Origin of the sequence: Collimonas fungivorans, assembly GCF_001584145.1 — a bacterium.
In the GTDB taxonomy this organism is placed as follows: Bacteria; Pseudomonadota; Gammaproteobacteria; order Burkholderiales; family Burkholderiaceae_D; genus Collimonas; species Collimonas fungivorans.
In genome coordinates this window covers 1365129-1382594 of sequence record NZ_CP013232.1, presented here as the reverse complement: position 1 = coordinate 1382594, position 17466 = coordinate 1365129, and the positions used below count along the sequence as shown (strand labels likewise).

Sequence of the window (17466 nt, the reverse complement as noted above, 5' to 3'; positions counted from 1 at the left end):
CTCCGCTAAGTACGCCAAGCTTGGCGCCATGTATATTGACAGATTGTGTCAGGTCAAGTCTGAGTTAGTACACTTCACTCCTGGAATGGGAGGCTCTTCAGTGGCATCCCCGTAGTGCAGTTCGACTTGGTCCCCTTCTACAAAAATGGAGTCTTGGCGGTTGTCAAAGCCCGCCTCGCTCCAAAACCCCTTGAATAGCTCAGTGGCGGTCTTGAATCTGAAGTTCTCGTTGAGGACGTAGCCGTAATTATTCAGCCCCTCCCCGTATAGACCATCTTTGCCTTTAGGATAGTTCTGAAATTTCGTAACGTTGTAATGCGGGTCCAGCAGGCTTACGAACGCCTTTTCAGCATCAGCGACCACCTTAGCGGGCATTGCTCCTTGAAAGAACTCATGGTCGTCATCTTCCGCTGTTATGGTTTGAATCATAAACGGCTCTATGTCGAAGAGGAATAAGATCGTTTCGTCAGACGGATGAGCACCCGGCTTTCGCGAGCGTTCCTCCGACAATACTTTGAGGCGTCCATGATGGGGATCTTTTATGAGGCGCTGATAGCTGTCCTGTTGCTTGGCGATACCAACATATAAAAGGTCGTAGTTACAAACCAGATCATGACGTGTAAAGCCTTCCAAGTAGGGACTACCACGAGCTATTTGCCAATACACTGAATCAGGCGTGAGCCATACTTTTACATGCGTGCCCTTTTTTGTGCCTCCCAAAAGCACAGCTTCGTCAGTAACCTTAACCGTACAGTTGTCAGGAAGTTCTTTGCATTTTGCAAGGTGAACCACACCGGCATCGACTACTTCTGTCCCAACCTGTATTTCCAAGTAAATTGTCGCTCTTTTCAGATCCACGCGATGATTTACGAAGCTGGCCTGCGCGCGCGCAGCAATCATATAGAACTTGCTCTGTCGCAGATGCTGTGCAATATGCTCGTTCGCCTTGCTAACAAGCAGTTCGACATTACGGTTCGTAAATGGCGGGAAAATAGTTTGGAGAAAATTTATTTGTGATTTTCGTCCCATCGTAGTTTTCCCATATCCAGTGAGATTGGCATGCGTGTAAGTCGAAGACAGTCAGCACGAATTTTCGAAAAGCAGCTAATGGTCGATTGTCAACGCGAAGGACTTTAACCTATTTGACTCCTACTATCAGGTCAAATCTGAACTACTACAAATTCATGTCTCACGAGTTCGGATGCAGGAGACATGGCATTTCCAAAGGCATTGGCAAGATTGCCAATGCCGGTCAATAATTGTCGCGAAGGACACTCCCCAAGTGTTCCATTGCACTTTCATAAACGTCTGGCAGGTTGCTGTACATTCTTTCCGCTTGGTCTTTTGAAATTGCAGAGCTAACAGCATTTATCTTGCCATGCAAGTCTTTCAGTCGTCCTCGCAACGCATCATCGGCGACTCGTACAATAAGCGCAGAAATTTTTCGATTTGAAAGAATAGTATTTTCGCTAATTTCATCACCGAGAATATTTTTCCCCCATTCTCGTGTCTCTCGATATGCAGCCATGTCTGCGAAATGAGTGCGCACCATTAAACGCATTAAATCCTGAAGAATCTCTTGCGCATTCAATAAATTCTCACGTTGAAAGGCTCTCGCACGCTCAGCGCGCTCCAATGCATTTGCACCTTTTTGTAGGCGAAAAGCATTCCAATTAGAGATAGCAGTGGTAGCTATGCTGGCGCTTGCACCAACCACCGTACCTATGACGCCCCAAGATGCTGCTTCCAAATTTCCCCCCTGTTGATCTGACCCCAAAAGATTCGCCATTTACAATCATCAATTTCATTTATAACGGGGTGGGGGTACAACCTGTCAGTTTAATGACGTCTTTAATTGTGGTTTCGGTTCTCGCTTTTTTCTTCTGGAGACGCTCACTAATGGAATCATCTTCTTTGCACTTGTAAAAACCATCTTTCGTGATCTTTATCAGCTGGTACGAAGCAGTGAACACTTTTTTCGGATCTTCAACGTCGTACCTATACGCGGCAAAATAATCGCTACCGACTTTTGCAATAATCGGTTTCCAAATTTTGTTGCAGTTGGGGTATTCCATTTCTTCCGGAGCCATTATCTCCAATATGGCATTTGAATTATTTTTATCGACAAGTAAACATGTCGGCGTGCTTTGGTCTTTTTTTATAAACTGAAAAGCGGATGGGGTATAAATGCCATCGGCAATTTTTTCCGCATCTATTTTTCGAATCACTTCATCAGCGACATCGGTGCCAATTTTTTGACTATCGGCCATCGCGAAGCTGCTCAAAAAAATGAGAAAAAATGGAGCGAAAAATTTCATATACCGTCCTTTAGTAAAAATCTTATGGCAATTCACCGACTCGTTTTTCCGCGTGCTTCTTCATATTAGCCCGCGTCATGCCAAACCGCCCAAGTTTTGCCTTTGATGGGTGGGATTCAAGTAGTTCAAGATATCGACTATAGCCAATTTTTGCTTGTGCTGAATCCTTTTTTACACCTTCCATCTTTGACTTTGGATCGTGCCAATATCCCCAAGCAAATGACATATCGTGAACGTCGTAAGCATTGCTTTTTTCTAGTGGATACGAATCATAGTCAAATTTCTCGGCCTCAGGGAAGGTGCTAAATAGTGCTTCGAGTTGTGGGCAAGCTTTAACGTGCAAGGCGGCGACGGCGTTTTTTAACAGCTTCAGCCGAGACGTTGATTTGCCTTCATAGCCGTTAAATCCCCCATTGATAGCCGCCGATATATAGACGATATCATTTTGATCCGCAAATGGATTTAAGTCGATATCGTGTCCACTTCCGGCATTTCTCCAATACCAGCCAGCTGAATCTGTTGCCCACTTTACTTCCTCAAGTTTGACCTTGTTTGCGTCAAGAAAATCAGTTTTCACGGCAGTACCATAGGACGTATAGTTTTTCTTCCACGTCAGCTGTACTAGGCCTCGACCTTTGTAACCGTCATAGACATCTTTTTCGTCAACGCCTTTCTTGAGTATCTCTGCCGTGAAAAGAAACTCTGACGATTCATGTCCTACCTGAGCCAAAAAATGAACCTTTTTCAGGCAACTGGTTATCTCATAGGTCGTCAGCGTTGCATTTAAGTCGGGAAGAAATTTTTCTAAAACTTCCTTTTTCCGTTCAGGATATGCCTCTCGCAATTCGTCCAGCGTGATATCGCGGTTACATGCACATGCGACGGCTACCTCTTCGACTTTCGTATGATCTTTGTCAGCCGTCGTTGTGCCTAGTGGCTCATTCGTCGAATTCGTCATGATCCCGGTCTGCTCTTTCAGGTGTTTGAATATCGTTGTCCACGATTTTTGGGTTCTTCTTTACAGAAAATTTGACTGCCTGTGGCGTATAGGCACGCTCAGTTTTCCCATCCTTGTCTGTAAAACCTTCAAAACGATGTCCTTCAGCGGATTCCATGACATAGGGATAGTTCGCTAGCGGCTTGCCCTTAGTCGACTTCAGAACAAATTGCGCGCTATGGCCGTTTATTTCCGCTGTCGTAGGGTTGATGACCACGGGTAGATTTTTTGCGCCTGGCAAACTGTGCGTCGCGCCATACGCAACATAGGCGCCATTGGTGCCATGCTCGATTCCGCCGGCGTTGAACTTGGCGTAACTACCGCCGCCATTAATCATCACTTCTTCCTTAGCCGTGATCGTGATGCGATTCGCGGTTTGGCTGATGTTCAGTTTTGCCAGGAGGTTGATGCTATCGGTCAGCGTCTGTACCTCGATGTCACCGGCTGCAGCCACCATCTTGATTCCAGCCTTTTGAACAAACAACCGGAATGTCTGGCGGATGCTGGCAAACAAACTGCCACCGCTGACAATCGACAGGCTCTTGCCCGTTGTGATGGCGGTATGGTCACCACTGGCAATATGGGTGCTACCACTGGTGGTGGACTCGATACCGGCGGGGCTGGCCAGCACCAGGTGCGGTTCCGACAATTCAGGGAAAGTGCTGTCGCTGCCTGTGCCATTGCCTTTCACCGCATCATTCTGGGCTTTAAGAATTTTCGCGATGTCGGCTTGCTGCCCCTGTTTGTCCTGGGCACCCGCCTGCTGCGCCATCTCTGCCAGAGTCTCATGCTGGTCGCGCGCAGATGTCAGCCGTTGTACAGTCTCACCCATGTCTTTCATGTGCGACGCTGCGTTGCCACGGCCCTCGGTGGTAATCAGCATGCCCTTGGCCGAACGCGCCACGCCATGGCCGTCAGTGCGCAGCTCCCAGCCTTCGCCACGCGCATCTTTGCGGCCCGCATTGTCTTCGATACGGGTGATGTTGCCTAAACTTAGCTGACTGTGCTGATGGTCGCTCTTGAGCTGCGCCTGGATCTTGGCGTTAGTATCATCCAGGATCAGGTGATTGCTGCGGCCGCCGGCGGCGTTGCCACCGTTGGGCGTCAGCTCGCGGCTGCGCAATCCCATCAACGCCTGTTGCGTCGCCAGTTTCCATGGCGGCATATTGCGCTGGTTATAGACAGCGCCAGTCACCAGCGGGCGGTCCGGATTACCGTCCAGCCACATCACGATCACTTCGGCGCCAACCCGGGGAATCGCTTTGGCGCCGAGCTGGCTGCCGGCCCACGAACTGGCGACACGCACCCAGGCCGAACTCTTTTCGTCGTTGTTGCCGATGCGGTCCCAATGGAACTGCACACGGATCCTGCCGTATTCATCGGTGTGGATGCTGTCCGGTCCGGAGGGACCGACTACCGTGGCGGTTTGCGGCCCCAGGATTGTAGTGGCGGCACTATTGAAACCGCGGCCTGGCCGCCATGGAATCATTTTGCGGATGCAGGTCAAGCGGTTGCTATAGTCTGCCTTTTCATCGGCCTGCTGCAGGTAATTGTTGATGGCTACATGATGAACCGACAGGATCAGGAACTCACTCTTCCCGGCCTCTTCATTGCTGCCGAAGGGATTGAAGGCAAAGTGGCTGGTCAGACGAAAATAACGCCCAGGGAGGACCGAGCGGTTATTGCCTGCCGCCTCGAAGTGCTTGCCGGCCGCTTCGATTTCTTCCATGCGCAGCCGCGCCAATTTATCCGCATCCCCGGCATCCTTGGCGCCATAGGCGCCGGTATATTCATAGGACTCGATATCAAGGACGTTGCCTTGCTTGTTCAGGGTCGGTACGCCTGCGCTGACCGGAACGGGCCTTTTGAAATTGAATCCCGCCAGCGTGACATTGCCTGGCACGATCTGCCGCACCGGCGACCAGTCGCCTATGCCGTCTTCTTCGGTCGCGCCGCCGTGGCGTTGGAAGCGTATGTCGGGGCCATTGTCGACGGCCGCGGCCCGTGTGGTATCGTCGGTCAGGATCAGCTTGTGACCCTTTTCGGTATGTTCGTACCAGTACGACCAGCCGGCGGCCTCCCAGCGACGATGCAAATAATTGTGATCACTCTCGCCGAACTGACAGGCGTCCGTCATTACAGCATCTTCACCGCGAACTTGAAAATCCCAGTCGGGATGGGTGCCGTAGTCGCTGAAAATGTTTTCCGTCTGCTCGCGTAGCGTCTTGCCGTGAAAAATGTAATTGTCTTTACGCAGCCGCAGATACTGCAGCCACGGACCCAGCTTGGTTTGGTAGAACGTGATGGCGCCATCGGTCCTGGTCAAACGGAACTCAAAACAAAAACCGCTGAAATATCGAAGGCTGCCATCTGCCCGCACCAGCTCTACGCTGAACAGCTTGCCTTGCAGGTCCTTGAGCGCCAATGCCGGATCGTCAGATATCAATTCGACGTTGAATTCGAAGTCGCGAGACAGGCTTTCTATTCCATCGAGTTTGTTGACCAGGAGTTGGGCTTGTGGACCATCATCATGCGGGAAAGAGAGCCGCAATATGCGGCCATGCTGACGCCCCATTATCAAAGACTTGAACACACTGCTCATGCGAGGCCCCTGGAAACTAAATCAACGTCATCATTATGATTTTTTAACAACAAACTCTATTGGCATTTTACTTGATAAATATTTCACTAAATCATAACTGCCTATGTCTTTAGTTACCAAGGAGAAATATTAACGAATAGCGAATTTTGCAAGAGTTCACACTCTTGTTGGCAATCTGCGACAGCAAGACTGTTCTAACCCGGGTAGCAAAAAGACGATAAGCGTTTATACTGTATGTACATACAGTACATTTGCACTTTGGGGAAAATGATGCGCCTTACCGACATGAACGAATTTGATGCAGTGATTGCCCGCGCCAAGCCAATTATCTACACGGCAGTCGCCCGCCATCGCACGGAGGGGCTCCCTCTCACCTGGCGACTAATCCATTCCATTGAAGACGAGGTTTTGGCTGAATTGAACAGTTCGAAAGATCTACAACCGGCATACATCAATTTGATTAAGCACTCTGGGGTTTTCAAATACCCGCTGAATGACGAGCAGGTTGATTTTGGCGAATCAAGCGCAATTGCCTGCGCGTTCTCCATGATCTACGAGGCGTATCATCGTATCTAATTTTGCAATTACGAGGATTTCCCTAATATGCCGACCATCACCAATGAGACTGCGCACATAGTTTGGGGAGCAATTGTTCCACTGTTTACCTTATCGCCCCCGGGCGAAGGAAAATTAATCGGAACAGGATTCTTCATCACTCAGACCGGCGTACTAATAACAGCTGCGCACGTTATCCGCGAAAACATTGGTCAGGATGGAGTGGATAAAGGAATGATCGCAGCGATACAGATGATGGATGGGGTCGGCATGATTGTTCGACCACTTCAGCACACTTCGTTTCATCCCATCTATGATCTTGCTCTGTCCGAAACTACTCAATTTACCAATCAAGCTGAAGACGATATTCCAACAATGGCGTTGGCGCTTACGCTAGAAGTCCCTGCTATTGGAACATCTATCGCAACACATGCATTCCACGGGAGTGAACAAAACTTAACGAACGAAGTAGGCTCGCCCATGCATAAATCGACCTTTGAATTTAGCGGCTACTTTGCGCAAGATCCGCAACGAGAAGTGAGGATGACCTGGCGGTCAAGGATTACGGGGGGTATTTTGCGCGAGTACTACCCAAATGGGCGGGACAGGGTAATGCTTCCTTTTCCCTGCTATGAATCGGACGTACCAATCTATGGGGGAACAAGCGGCGGCCCAGTATTCGACAGTCAAGGAAGAGTTTTCGCGGTGAATTGTTCTAGCATTGAAGGCGCTGTTGCATATCACACTGGAATTGCGGGAATTTTAGATCTTTCAATTAAGAATACAGTTTTGCCAAATGAAGCACATGCCCGTACCCGAACAATAAAGGAACTGGCCGATTTAGATTTCATTGGATTTTCACCCCGAATTTCTTCCTGATATAGAAACGAGACTGAGAGCTGGCGCACGCAGTCATCCCCCCGCCACGCCTGCCCGCTAAATTGGGCGGTTTCGACTCAAATTTTGTTGAAGTGACGCACATAGGAGAAACCTAGCGTCGAAGGGGCGAAAATACGTCGCAAAAAAGTGACGCAAAATGACGCACGCGTGAGGGGTAAAAAGGGAGTTCTGGCGTCGGCGATGGAAAACCGATTTCAGGTTTGACCTCGGGGAAAGCATAACCTTTATAACCTAGGGACTTCCTATACTGTAAGCCTTTGTTTTATATAGATTTTGGTGGTTATGGTTGAACTATAACTTTTGATAACCGAAAACATAACCAGACCCTAAGCTATTGATTTATATAGTTATTTATTTTTATAAGAATTATCTTTAACTTTATAACCTAGTTATGCCAAGGTTATCCCGAAGTTATAGTTTGCTGAATCTTGCAAAGCCTTATGCAGTAAGGATTTTCAGCCATTTCCAGCAAAAGGTTATGAAGGTTATGTTTTCCCCGAGGGGGTACTTTATTTTAGCGATTTACTACTTTAAGGGCGTAAAGTTGCCTAATATCTATATCTTTCAATTCTATAGTTGATGCCGAATGGATACAGCTCTATATATCATTGGTAATGGCTTCGATCTGCACCATGAAATTCGCTCTAATTACCGCGACTTCAGGGCGTTTGTTGAGCAAGAAGATCGCGACCTATTCGAGCATATCGAAGCGTACCTCCCCACGCGCAACGACAATGATTTAGAGAACGATTGGGCGAATCTTGAAATGGCATTGGGTGAAGCTGACGTCGATAGCATGATCGACGATTGCTCTCAATTTCTTTCGTCATATGGTGCCGACGATTGGAGTGATTCAGGACATCATGATTTTCAATATGAAATTGAAAAAATTGCCGGAGATCTATCAGGAAATTTAAGAACTCAATTTGCAAATTGGATTCGGAAAATTACAATTCCTGACGCTGCAAGTGCACCAAATCGACTATCTTCTCTCGACAAAAACGGACTCTATTTAACCTTTAACTACACGTCAACGCTAGCGTCCGTCTATTCGATTCCAGCGGCGAACATCTTACACATTCACGGCGAGGGGGCTAATAAGGACGCCGAATTAGTGCTCGGTCATGCGTGGGGCCCTGGAACCAAAAAATCATTAAATGATCACCCTGACATTGAAGATCAAGATACTAGAGTGACTGAAGCATATGGCATTGTGGATGACTTCTTCAGTGCTACGTTTAAGCCGTCAACGAAAATCATTCTGGAGAATCAAGCATTCTTCGCAAAATCCGGAAAAATAAAAAAAATCTTCGTACTAGGCCACTCATTGTCTGTAGTGGATTTGCCCTATTTACAGGCAATTGTCAAAGCGACCGACGTATCCACTACACACTGGACGGTGGCTTGCCGCAACGAGAAGGAAAAACCGAAAAAACAGGCTGCAATAGAAGCACTAGGCGTTCCAGAGCATCTGATAGCTACCGTATCCTGGGACGTTTTATATAAGTAGAAGCCGAAGCAGGTAACCGTGCCCATAAACCGGCTGTTTCCAAGTTGAATCTGATGTTAAGCATCGGCACTTTTCTTGACTACCCGAGCCCCTTGACATATTGTTTAATAACAAAAATTTCAATAGTTCTCACGCGCTGTTCCTACAATAATTAAAGTTGCTAGTTTCAAAAGAAAAATTCAGAAAATGGGGAGCGAATTTATGTTACCAAGAGCCGCATTAGTCGGTGCAATTTTATTACTAACATTACCTGTACATGCTGCGACCTGGAATGTGTTCACCACAACTGCGGCCAACGCAACCTATTTCTTCGACGCCGAGACTATCGCAAAAAGCGGCAATTACGTCACTCTCTGGATTAAACAAGTACAAAACCCGTCGGTAGCGGACGCTGATGGTAGCTTCAGTACAGCACTTAGGGAGCAATTCAATTGCAGCTCAAGAACCTTAAAGATTTTGACGATGGTGACTTATAACAAAGACCGCTCAGTCAGGACTACCACCAGTGTCGCCAGCAAAGAAAACGAAATCGTCCCGGACTCTATTGCCGATGGTTTTATAAAAGCAGTCTGCCTAAAAGATTTTCCACTGGCGACTCACGCGGATTTGTATTTTCCGGCCATTAACAACGATGTATACACCCATTCCGCTAATTTCTTCACTTGGATGGATATGCAAAAGAACGACCCCGCTCCTAAATAGCCACTCTTCTTTATCTTCTCGCTTTTGCAAAGCTGGCGGATCAAAGCTGAGCTAGCGAAGCTTATTCAAGTGGGGTTTTTTTGACCAACTAGGCGCATTCAGTGTTTTTCACGCGCTGAATGCGCAAACAGTAGTTGTTGCCTGGCGCGGCTTTGCAGCTTATGCGCATTCTGCGCCCTTGACTCATAATCCGTTGGTGCCCAGTTCGACTCTGGGGGGGCCACCAGCAACATGCGGTATAAAACGCCGGCTAGAAATAGCCGGCGTTTTTTTATCCAACCGGATTGCAGATCAGGCCCCGCTTCTCGTGCTGACGCAACATGCCAGTCAGTGCAACTGCTGGCTAGGAGCAAAAACATTCCGGCGCGGTGCCAGCTTGAACTGCGTCAGCAAGAGATCGACGGCCGACTCATTAAAGGCTGCGTACAGCGAAGCCTGCTTTTCTCCCCACGCATCCCAGCGCCGCCATAACAGGCGTTGCTGCCGCCGCATCTTTTTCTCCCATGCGGCGTCCATGGCCTGCTCTTGCCGGAGCCAGGCGCTCAGCTCGGCAGTTTGCTCGGCCGGCGGACGCGGCCCCAGCGTTTGTTCGACGCTGGCGCGAAAAGCGTCATACAAATCATCCAGCTGGTCTTGTTCGCTGTCCGTCCAGTAACTGGCCTTGGCCTGCTCCCCGGCAAAATACGCGGCGCCTCCGCACAATTTTCCCATTTGCTCGGCGTTGATCCGCCTCAAGGGACTGGCGACGCTGCCAAGCAGGCTCTCCAGATACTGGCGGTCTCCTTCTCCTGTTTCTCCCGCCTCGCCGACGGCTTCCTGCTCGAGCTCGCGCCATGTGCTGTCGTCTACGGCCACGCCGGCAAGCTCCTGGTCGTGCAATGCTTTAAGCTGGGCCGACAATGCCTGCAACTGTCCTGCCTGGCAATATTGCGTAATGCCCCATTGCATATCGTGCAGCAGCCAATGCGCATAGTTATATGGAACGGCGCCGAGGTCGGCGCCTACCGGGATGGCTTCCACCAATGCAATTGCCTGCTCGCGGGCGCTGATTTTCCCATCCGCCTGGCGCAGCCAGCACAGCACGTCGATGATCACCGCCAGCGTCTCCGGTACGCCGAGCTCTTCGCTGAATCTATGCTTACCCCCTGCCGCGCAATCCGACGGCTGGTTATCCGGACCGAGCTGCGCCCCACGCAAGCGCTCCAGGCAGCGCGCCTTCTGCTCCGGGTCCGCCGCAAAGCTCATCCGTGCTGTCATGATCGTTTGTCTATCGAGTTGAACTGAAGTCGTGCGCGATAAGCTTTTCTCTTCCATATCGTCATCCCTGTCTAGGTAAGGCCGCAGGATTGCCCGCGGACCGCTGCGGCCATGCTCGCGCCCAACCGGGAGCAATGGCTGCTGCAGGCGTGCGCAACGATGACCAACGAGATTGCGGAAAATTCAGTTCTTCAGAAATGTTTACAAACCAGAGTTAACCGATCTGCAGCCGAAAAAAAACGCCAGAGAAGCGAACCTCCTTGGCGTTTTTGTTTCGATCAGTTAGCTACAGAACTTAGAAGGTGTAGCGAGCACCCAAAGTGAAGTAGCGGCCTACCGCGCCGGATTGATGCAGCGACGGGTTGTAGTTGATACGGCCATAGGTTTGCACGTCGAGCGGCGCCAGGCGGTCAAATATGTTGGCGATCGCAGCAGTAACCTGCCATTGCTTGCTCACATCCCAGCGGCCGAACAGGTCAACTGTAGTGAACGAGGCAACCCGGCAGTTCATCAGAGGATTGCCGGTGACAGGATCGACGTCCAGGCATTCGCCCCCTGCTTCGTTCCTGTCCTCGATACCGCTGACATAGTTGACCGAAGTAGTCACGTTGAACGGGCCACGGTCCCATGCCAGCGAAGCCGAAGCACGGGTACGCGGTGTGCCGCCGTTGCCGGACAAGTTGGTATCGCCGTGCGTGCCGACGAAGTTCTGTGTCACGCCATTGGTGGTACGCTTGAACTCGAACATTTGCGACACTGTCAGGCCGGCAGTCATGCGACCGTAAGAATTCAGGTCAAAACGGCTGCGCAGGTCGATATCGATGCCGCTGGTGCGAGTCTGGCCGGCATTGATATACGGCGCCTTGACCAGCAGGATAGGACCGGCCAGGCCAGGGAAGTCTGAAGTCGCCTCGCCACGCACCACAGTCGCATCAGGGAATTTCGATGGGTCTGCAATGATGGAAGCGGCGTCAGAGCCGGTGATTTCATTCTTGCGAACGATACGCCAGTAGTCCACCGACACGCTGGTGTTCTTGATCGGCTCCAGGATGAAGCCCAGGCTGTAGCTCTGGGATTTTTCCGGCTTCAGGTTCTTGTTGCCGACCGTCACCGCACCGACATTCTTGCCGTCCGCGCAGTCCGCGGAGAGGCCAGTGGCAGGGCAACGCACCGGATCACGCGTAAAAGTGGTGAAAGCAGAAACTGCGCTATCGCCGCTTTCAGCCGGTCCTGGCGCACGGAACCCTTCCGCATATGTACCGCGGATGGCCAATTGCTGGATCGGGGTGAATTTGAAGCCTACCTTCGGTGTCGTCGAGTTGCCGAAATCGGAGTACTGGTCGGTACGCAAGGCAAGCTGGAATTCCAGCTGCTTGAGGACCGGCAGCGCCAGTTCCGTGTACAGGGAACTGATGTTGCGCGAAGACCTGGCCGCGGCATAACCCAGGCCGACGATATCGTTGATGTCAGTGTACGGCGTCGCTTCGCTGACGGTTGATTCGTGACGCAGTTCACCGCCGATCGCTATACCAATTGGTCCGCCCGGCAGCTGGCCGAACTCACGGGTGCCTTTGAAGTCCCACAAAGCGAGCTTGGTGGTTGCCCAGTTTTTCAGTTCAGGCGACACAAAAGCCAGCGTATCTGCGCTGTTCAGTGCACCAGCCTGGCCGATACGGAAAGAACCATCGTTGACCGCCGTCTGCAATGCGCTGGCGCGGTAATAGCCGTTCTGGGTACGCTGGGTCTTGCTCTGCGCGTACAAGATGCCGCTGTCATAGTCCCAGCCGAAACTGGTTCCCTTCACGCCGACCAACAGGCGTGTGACAGTGGTATCGAGGTCGGAAGTGCGCGGACGGTCCGGATCGGCCCAGCGCGGGCGAGCCCGGTTGGCAGGAAACGGATTGTCCGGATGGCCGATAGGCAGCAGCAGCTGGCCAGGGCCTGTGCCTGAGTTGATAACGCGGTTGTTGACCAGGTCGAAGCCGGCACTGGTCAGGCCGGACGGCGTATTGATGGTCTTGGCCTGGGAGTTGAACAAGCCGAGTTCGGTATAGGCTTGCATGTTGTTGTTGATTTGCAGCGTGCCGCGGCCGAACAGGTTGATATTCTGGGTTTCCGGCTGCACCGTCTGGTAGCCGCCCTTGATTGGATCCCACAGGCAGCCGCCGCCGCCATTGATCGATGTGCCGGTGTCGATGCTGGCGCAGCCGGGCAGATTCTGGATGCCGCGGCCAGGAATGGTGGCGCCGCCGGCAGTGACCGGCCGTACGGTGCCGACAAAACTGCTGCCGCCGGTATTGCTGGTGGTAGTGGCGCCGGCGCGCTGGTCACGGCCGCCCCATGGACGGGCGTCGGCTGTTCCCAGGTATTCCGGCCGGTCCTTTTGCAGGATCTGGTTGCTCTGCTTGGCGTCGATGCTGAAGAAATAGTTGTACTTGTCGGTTTCCAGATTGCCGAAACCGAAGGTGCCGGATGCGCTTCTCAAGGTACCGTCGCCATGGCCCGATGTGCCCAGCGATCCGGAGATCGTCTTGCCCTCATAGGTTTCACGCAAGATGATGTTGACCACGCCGGCAATCGCATCCGAACCGTAGATCGCGGAAGCGCCGTCCTTCAGCACTTCGATGCGGTCCACCGCGCCGAGCGGGATCGTGTTCAAGTCGACAAAGTTGCGCTGGCCGTCATCGCCCAGGCCGTAAGGCGCAGTGCGGCGGCCGTTGATCAGGACCAGGGTGGAGTTGACTGACAGTCCGCGCAGCGAAACGCCCGAGGCGCTGCCGGCGAAGCCGTTGGTGAATGAACCGCTGATGGAGCCGTTGTTGTCGGCCGACAGGCTGCGCACCACATCGGCTACCGAGGTCTTGCCCGACTGCTGGATGTCCTTGCGCGTCAGGATCTGCGTCGATGCAGCTCCTTCCTGCTGTGTACGTTTGATGTTGGAGCCGGTGATTTCAACACGTCCCATCGGTTTGTCGTCGTTTGTCTCCTGCGCCTGTACAGGTTGAGCCATTAATCCGATGCCCACCACTACCCCGCTGGTAAAAAACACCTGGCGTAGCGCCTGCGACAATTTCCGTTCCCTGATCATATGCAACACTCCCTATCGATAATTTTAGAGTTGAGAATTTAATTATTTGTGTAATCAAACCAGACTGATTAAATCGCCTTGTGGACGACGTAATTTGCGTTTTGACCTCTGCTACGATTCCGCACAGACAGACAAACCCAAGAATCAACCCGACGTACCCGACGGTTTTTTCATCATCTGGCCCCCAGGTTTGCCGCTACCCGCCTCGCTTGCGCGGTGCTGACAACGGCAACACAGCATCTTCGGTACCGGCTATTGCCATGCACCAAGACACTGCGTTGCTAATCTATCCTAAAGATAATATTTTTTGTTACAAATTATTTGGCCGGGTTACAAATAGTCATATTGCGTTACAAATTTACGACAGCGGATTGTCAAAAAACGCCAAATTTGTCGTAAAAGCACAATATTGCATAAACAAATACGCAGAAATAATAGGTTGATGCCGCTATTTGCATACATTTGTTGTGCTTTGCAGCAAAGCACGCGATGGCGCCGGTCGGAGATGAAACAAAGTTGTTACAGGGAGTTGGCGTGGAAGTTACAAATTCCCGTTTTGGCGGTTGTGATTTTATTGCACAATTGTCTACACAAATACCGGGCCGTAGATGGCAAACCGGACGAGAAAGCCTGATGCTTTTCGGTTAATATCACCTACTTTCATTTAAGGACGTCCCACAACCTGATCAGGTCACCCTTGCTCCGGGCAAATGGCGGGCCTACTCCGGCAGGACCTGCCCCGCCAGGCCTACGCGGCCAGACCTGCGCGGCCCGACCTGTTCCTGTCGCAGGAATTGCACAAACACATAGATTTCCGGACGTCGATTTTTCGTTGAATTTGAGTATGCATATGGCAGTTTTCAGTTGGTTCGGATGGTCTTTGCTCTGGCTTGTCCCTATGGTTGTACGAGTGCTCAACGCACGCCGGTCCGGGATAAATCCGCTTCGCGGTCCGGGTTCCATCCGTTTGTGGTTAGGCACGCTGCTGATACTGTGCAGCAGCAGTGCGCTGGAAGCCGTGCTGCGTACGCAAGAATCGGCGCCGCCCGACGGCGACCTGTTTGGCTATGCACTGGCGCATGGTTTCATGGGTGTGCTGGGGGCTGCCGGCGGCCTGCTGGCGCTGGCGGTAATCGGCATTCTGGCGTTATCGTGGCTGTTCGGAAACGAATGGCTGAAATCATTCGCCAAGCTGCCCTTGCTGCAGCGGATCTTCCCGCTAAAAAAACAGCAGCCGGAAACACCGACTGAACCGCGCAAGCCGCGTGCTGCAACCGTCGCGGCGCCTGTCCATTCCGTACCCGGGCCGGCGCGAGCGCGAGAAAGCATCGCAATCCCGCCGCGCAGCAGAAAATCCTGGCAATTGCCCTCAAGTTCCGAACTGGCTGAAGTCTTCGGTAAACAACAGAAACCGCTGGCGAAACCGGCTGCAACAAAAACCAGCGCCAGAAGCATGGCGGAATGGGCCACGGTCGAACAAATCATCCCGACGCCAGCGATGCGGGCGCGCGCCACCATGGCGCAACAGGCGCGGATTGCAAGCGCTACACGCAAAGATGCAATGCATCAGCGCCAGGCAGAACGGATCCAGCATCGGCCGGCGCCGCTGACCACGATAATCAGCACCCGTCCTGCTGTCGGCACGCCGGCGCCTGCAACCGGCGCCGTTCAGGCAGCGCCGGCCAGACCTGCCGCAGAACATGCACATGCTGTCGAAGCGCGGCACGATGCGCATGTGAACGAGCCGGCCGCCTCCACGCATGCACCAGCATCGCCGTCAGCAGCAACCGCGCCGACGCATGCGGCCATTGCCCCGATTGCTCCCACTCACGTCGTCTACCAGGATGCGGTCAGGCCTGAATCTATCAATTTGCCGGCTGCGCCCATGCCGCCCGAAATTTCGTCCGCCTTTGCCGCGGCGGGCCAGGCAATCGCCGCCGTTACTCAGGTTGCGCCAGCTGCGCTCACGCCAGGCGCCGCTCTGGCGGCGCTCGCCGACAATAACGAAGCCGATTTCTCATTTCATCCGCTGCACGAACTGCGCATTGACTTGCCTGGACTCAATTTGCTGGATGCCGCCGTCAACGAACAGGTCGATATTCCGCTTGAACGCCTGGCGGAAACCGGCTTGCTGATCGAGCAGCGCCTGAAAGAATTCAAGGTGCCGGTGACAGTGCTGGGCGCCGACGCCGGACCGGTGATTACCCGCTTCGAAGTGGAGCCGGCGCTGGGCGTGCGCGGCAGCCAGATCGTCGGCCTGATGAAAGACTTGTCGCGTGCACTGGGCCTGACTTCGATCCGGGTGGTGGAAACCATTCCTGGCAAAACCTGCATGGGGCTTGAGTTGCCCAATCCGAAGCGGCAGATGATCCGGCTGTCGGAGATTCTGGAGTCGCCCGCTTACCAGGATTCTGTATCTCACTTGACGCTGGCTTTGGGCAAAGACATCACCGGCACGCCGGTAGTCGCCGACCTGGCCCGTGCTCCGCATATGCTGGTGGCCGGCACTACCGGTTCCGGCAAGTCGGTAGCGATCAATGCAATGATCCTGTCGCTATTGTATAAAGCCACGCCGGAAGAAGTGCGGCTGATCATGATCGATCCCAAGATGCTGGAACTGTCGGTATATGAAGGAATTCCGCATCTGCTGGCGCCGGTGGTCACCGACATGAAACTGGCATCCAATGCGCTGACCTGGTGCGTGGCCGAGATGGACAAGCGCTACCGCCTGATGTCCGCGCTCGGAGTGCGTAACCTGGCCGGATTCAACCAGAAAATCCGCGACGGCGAAATGCGCGGCAAGAAAGTCAGCAACCCATTCTCGCTTACTCCCGATGCACCGGAACCGTTATCCACCCTGCCGCTGATCGTGGTCATCATCGACGAGCTGGCGGACCTGATGATGGTGACTGGCAAGAAAATCGAAGAGCTGATCGCGCGCCTGGCGCAAAAAGCCCGGGCCGCCGGCATCCACCTGATCCTGGCGACGCAACGGCCTTCGGTCGATGTCATCACCGGCCTGATCAAGGCCAATATCCCGACCCGGGTTGCGTTCCAGGTATCGTCCAAGATCGATTCCAGGACCATCCTCGACCAGATGGGCGCCGAAGCCTTGCTCGGCCACGGCGACATGCTGTTCCTGCCGCCGGGATCGGGTTATCCGCAACGCGTGCATGGCGCTTTTGTCTCGGATGCGGAAGTGCACCGGGTAGTCGAACACCTGAAGCAGTTCGGCGAACCCGAATACGAAGAAGCGATCCTGGCCGGCGTCCCTGCCGAAGGTGCCAGTACAGACCTGCTGGGCGACAGCCAGGACGTCGAGGCCGATCCGCTGTACGACGAAGCCGTGGCGTTTGTGGTGCGTACCCGGCGCGCTTCGATTTCATCGGTGCAGCGGCAATTCCGCGTCGGCTACAATCGCGCCGCGCGGCTGGTGGAGCAGATGGAGTCGGCAGGAATTGTTTCTTCGGTGGCGCACAACGGCAGCCGTGAAGTATTGACGCCGGTGCAAACAGAGTAAAAACACCCGGCGTCCTT

Annotated in this window: 12 protein-coding genes; 5 read left to right on the top strand and 7 right to left on the bottom strand. The window is 52.7% G+C overall.

The genetic code is table 11. The annotated features are described in order from the left end of the window. Positions 1-48: 48 nt before the first annotated feature. The 5 genes from CFter6_RS06030 to CFter6_RS06010 all read right to left on the bottom strand — a co-directional run bounded on the left by CFter6_RS06030 (position 49) and on the right by CFter6_RS06010 (position 5917). Positions 49-1029, bottom strand: coding sequence for a hypothetical protein (locus CFter6_RS06030; protein WP_061539157.1), 981 nt, complete (start codon positions 1027-1029; stop codon positions 49-51). A 223-nt stretch (positions 1030-1252) separates the two neighbouring features. Continuing rightward, the gene (locus CFter6_RS06025) at positions 1253-1789 is read right to left on the bottom strand and encodes a hypothetical protein (protein WP_061539156.1); all 537 of its coding nucleotides are present in this window, start codon (positions 1787-1789) and stop codon (positions 1253-1255) included. Positions 1790-1808: 19 nt separating this feature from the next. After that, positions 1809-2318, bottom strand: coding sequence for a hypothetical protein (locus CFter6_RS06020; RefSeq protein WP_061539155.1), 510 nt, complete (start codon positions 2316-2318; stop codon positions 1809-1811). Positions 2319-2340: 22 nt separating this feature from the next. After that, positions 2341-3276, bottom strand: a complete 936-nt coding sequence (locus tag CFter6_RS06015) for a glycoside hydrolase family 19 protein (RefSeq protein ID WP_061539154.1) — start codon at positions 3274-3276, stop codon at positions 2341-2343. Next, entirely contained in the window at positions 3257-5917 is a 2661-nt protein-coding gene (locus tag CFter6_RS06010) for a type VI secretion system Vgr family protein (RefSeq protein ID WP_082814625.1), read from the bottom strand. The genes CFter6_RS06015 and CFter6_RS06010 overlap by 20 nt, the downstream gene beginning before the upstream one ends. A gap of 267 nt (positions 5918-6184) precedes the next feature. On the opposite strand from CFter6_RS06010, the gene CFter6_RS06005 reads away from it, so the two are divergent. From CFter6_RS06005 to CFter6_RS05990, 4 genes are all read left to right on the top strand, one after another. After that, on the top strand, positions 6185-6493 hold the full coding sequence (locus CFter6_RS06005) for a DUF2471 family protein (protein WP_150118647.1): 309 nt from the start codon (positions 6185-6187) through the stop codon (positions 6491-6493). 27 nt (positions 6494-6520) lie between these two features. Continuing rightward, complete coding sequence (locus tag CFter6_RS06000; RefSeq protein ID WP_061539152.1) at positions 6521-7351, top strand: S1 family peptidase; 831 nt, start codon at positions 6521-6523, stop codon at positions 7349-7351. 607 nt (positions 7352-7958) lie between these two features. Then, positions 7959-8882: a bacteriophage abortive infection AbiH family protein gene (locus CFter6_RS05995; RefSeq protein WP_061539151.1), complete on the top strand. Its 924-nt coding sequence runs from the start codon at positions 7959-7961 to the stop codon at positions 8880-8882. A gap of 201 nt (positions 8883-9083) precedes the next feature. Then, positions 9084-9584 (top strand): surface-adhesin E family protein, encoded by a 501-nt coding sequence (locus CFter6_RS05990; RefSeq protein WP_150118646.1) that lies wholly within the window; start codon positions 9084-9086, stop codon positions 9582-9584. 327 nt (positions 9585-9911) lie between these two features. On the opposite strand, the gene CFter6_RS05985 is transcribed toward CFter6_RS05990, so the two are convergent. Further along, on the bottom strand, positions 9912-10841 hold the full coding sequence (locus CFter6_RS05985) for a hypothetical protein (RefSeq protein ID WP_150118645.1): 930 nt from the start codon (positions 10839-10841) through the stop codon (positions 9912-9914). A 295-nt stretch (positions 10842-11136) separates the two neighbouring features. Next, positions 11137-13929 (bottom strand): TonB-dependent receptor, encoded by a 2793-nt coding sequence (locus tag CFter6_RS05980; RefSeq protein WP_236904555.1) that lies wholly within the window; start codon positions 13927-13929, stop codon positions 11137-11139. 832 nt (positions 13930-14761) lie between these two features. Between CFter6_RS05980 and CFter6_RS05975 the strand changes: the two genes are divergently transcribed. Next, positions 14762-17449: a DNA translocase FtsK gene (locus CFter6_RS05975; RefSeq protein WP_417924789.1), complete on the top strand. Its 2688-nt coding sequence runs from the start codon at positions 14762-14764 to the stop codon at positions 17447-17449. Positions 17450-17466: the final 17 nt, after the last annotated feature.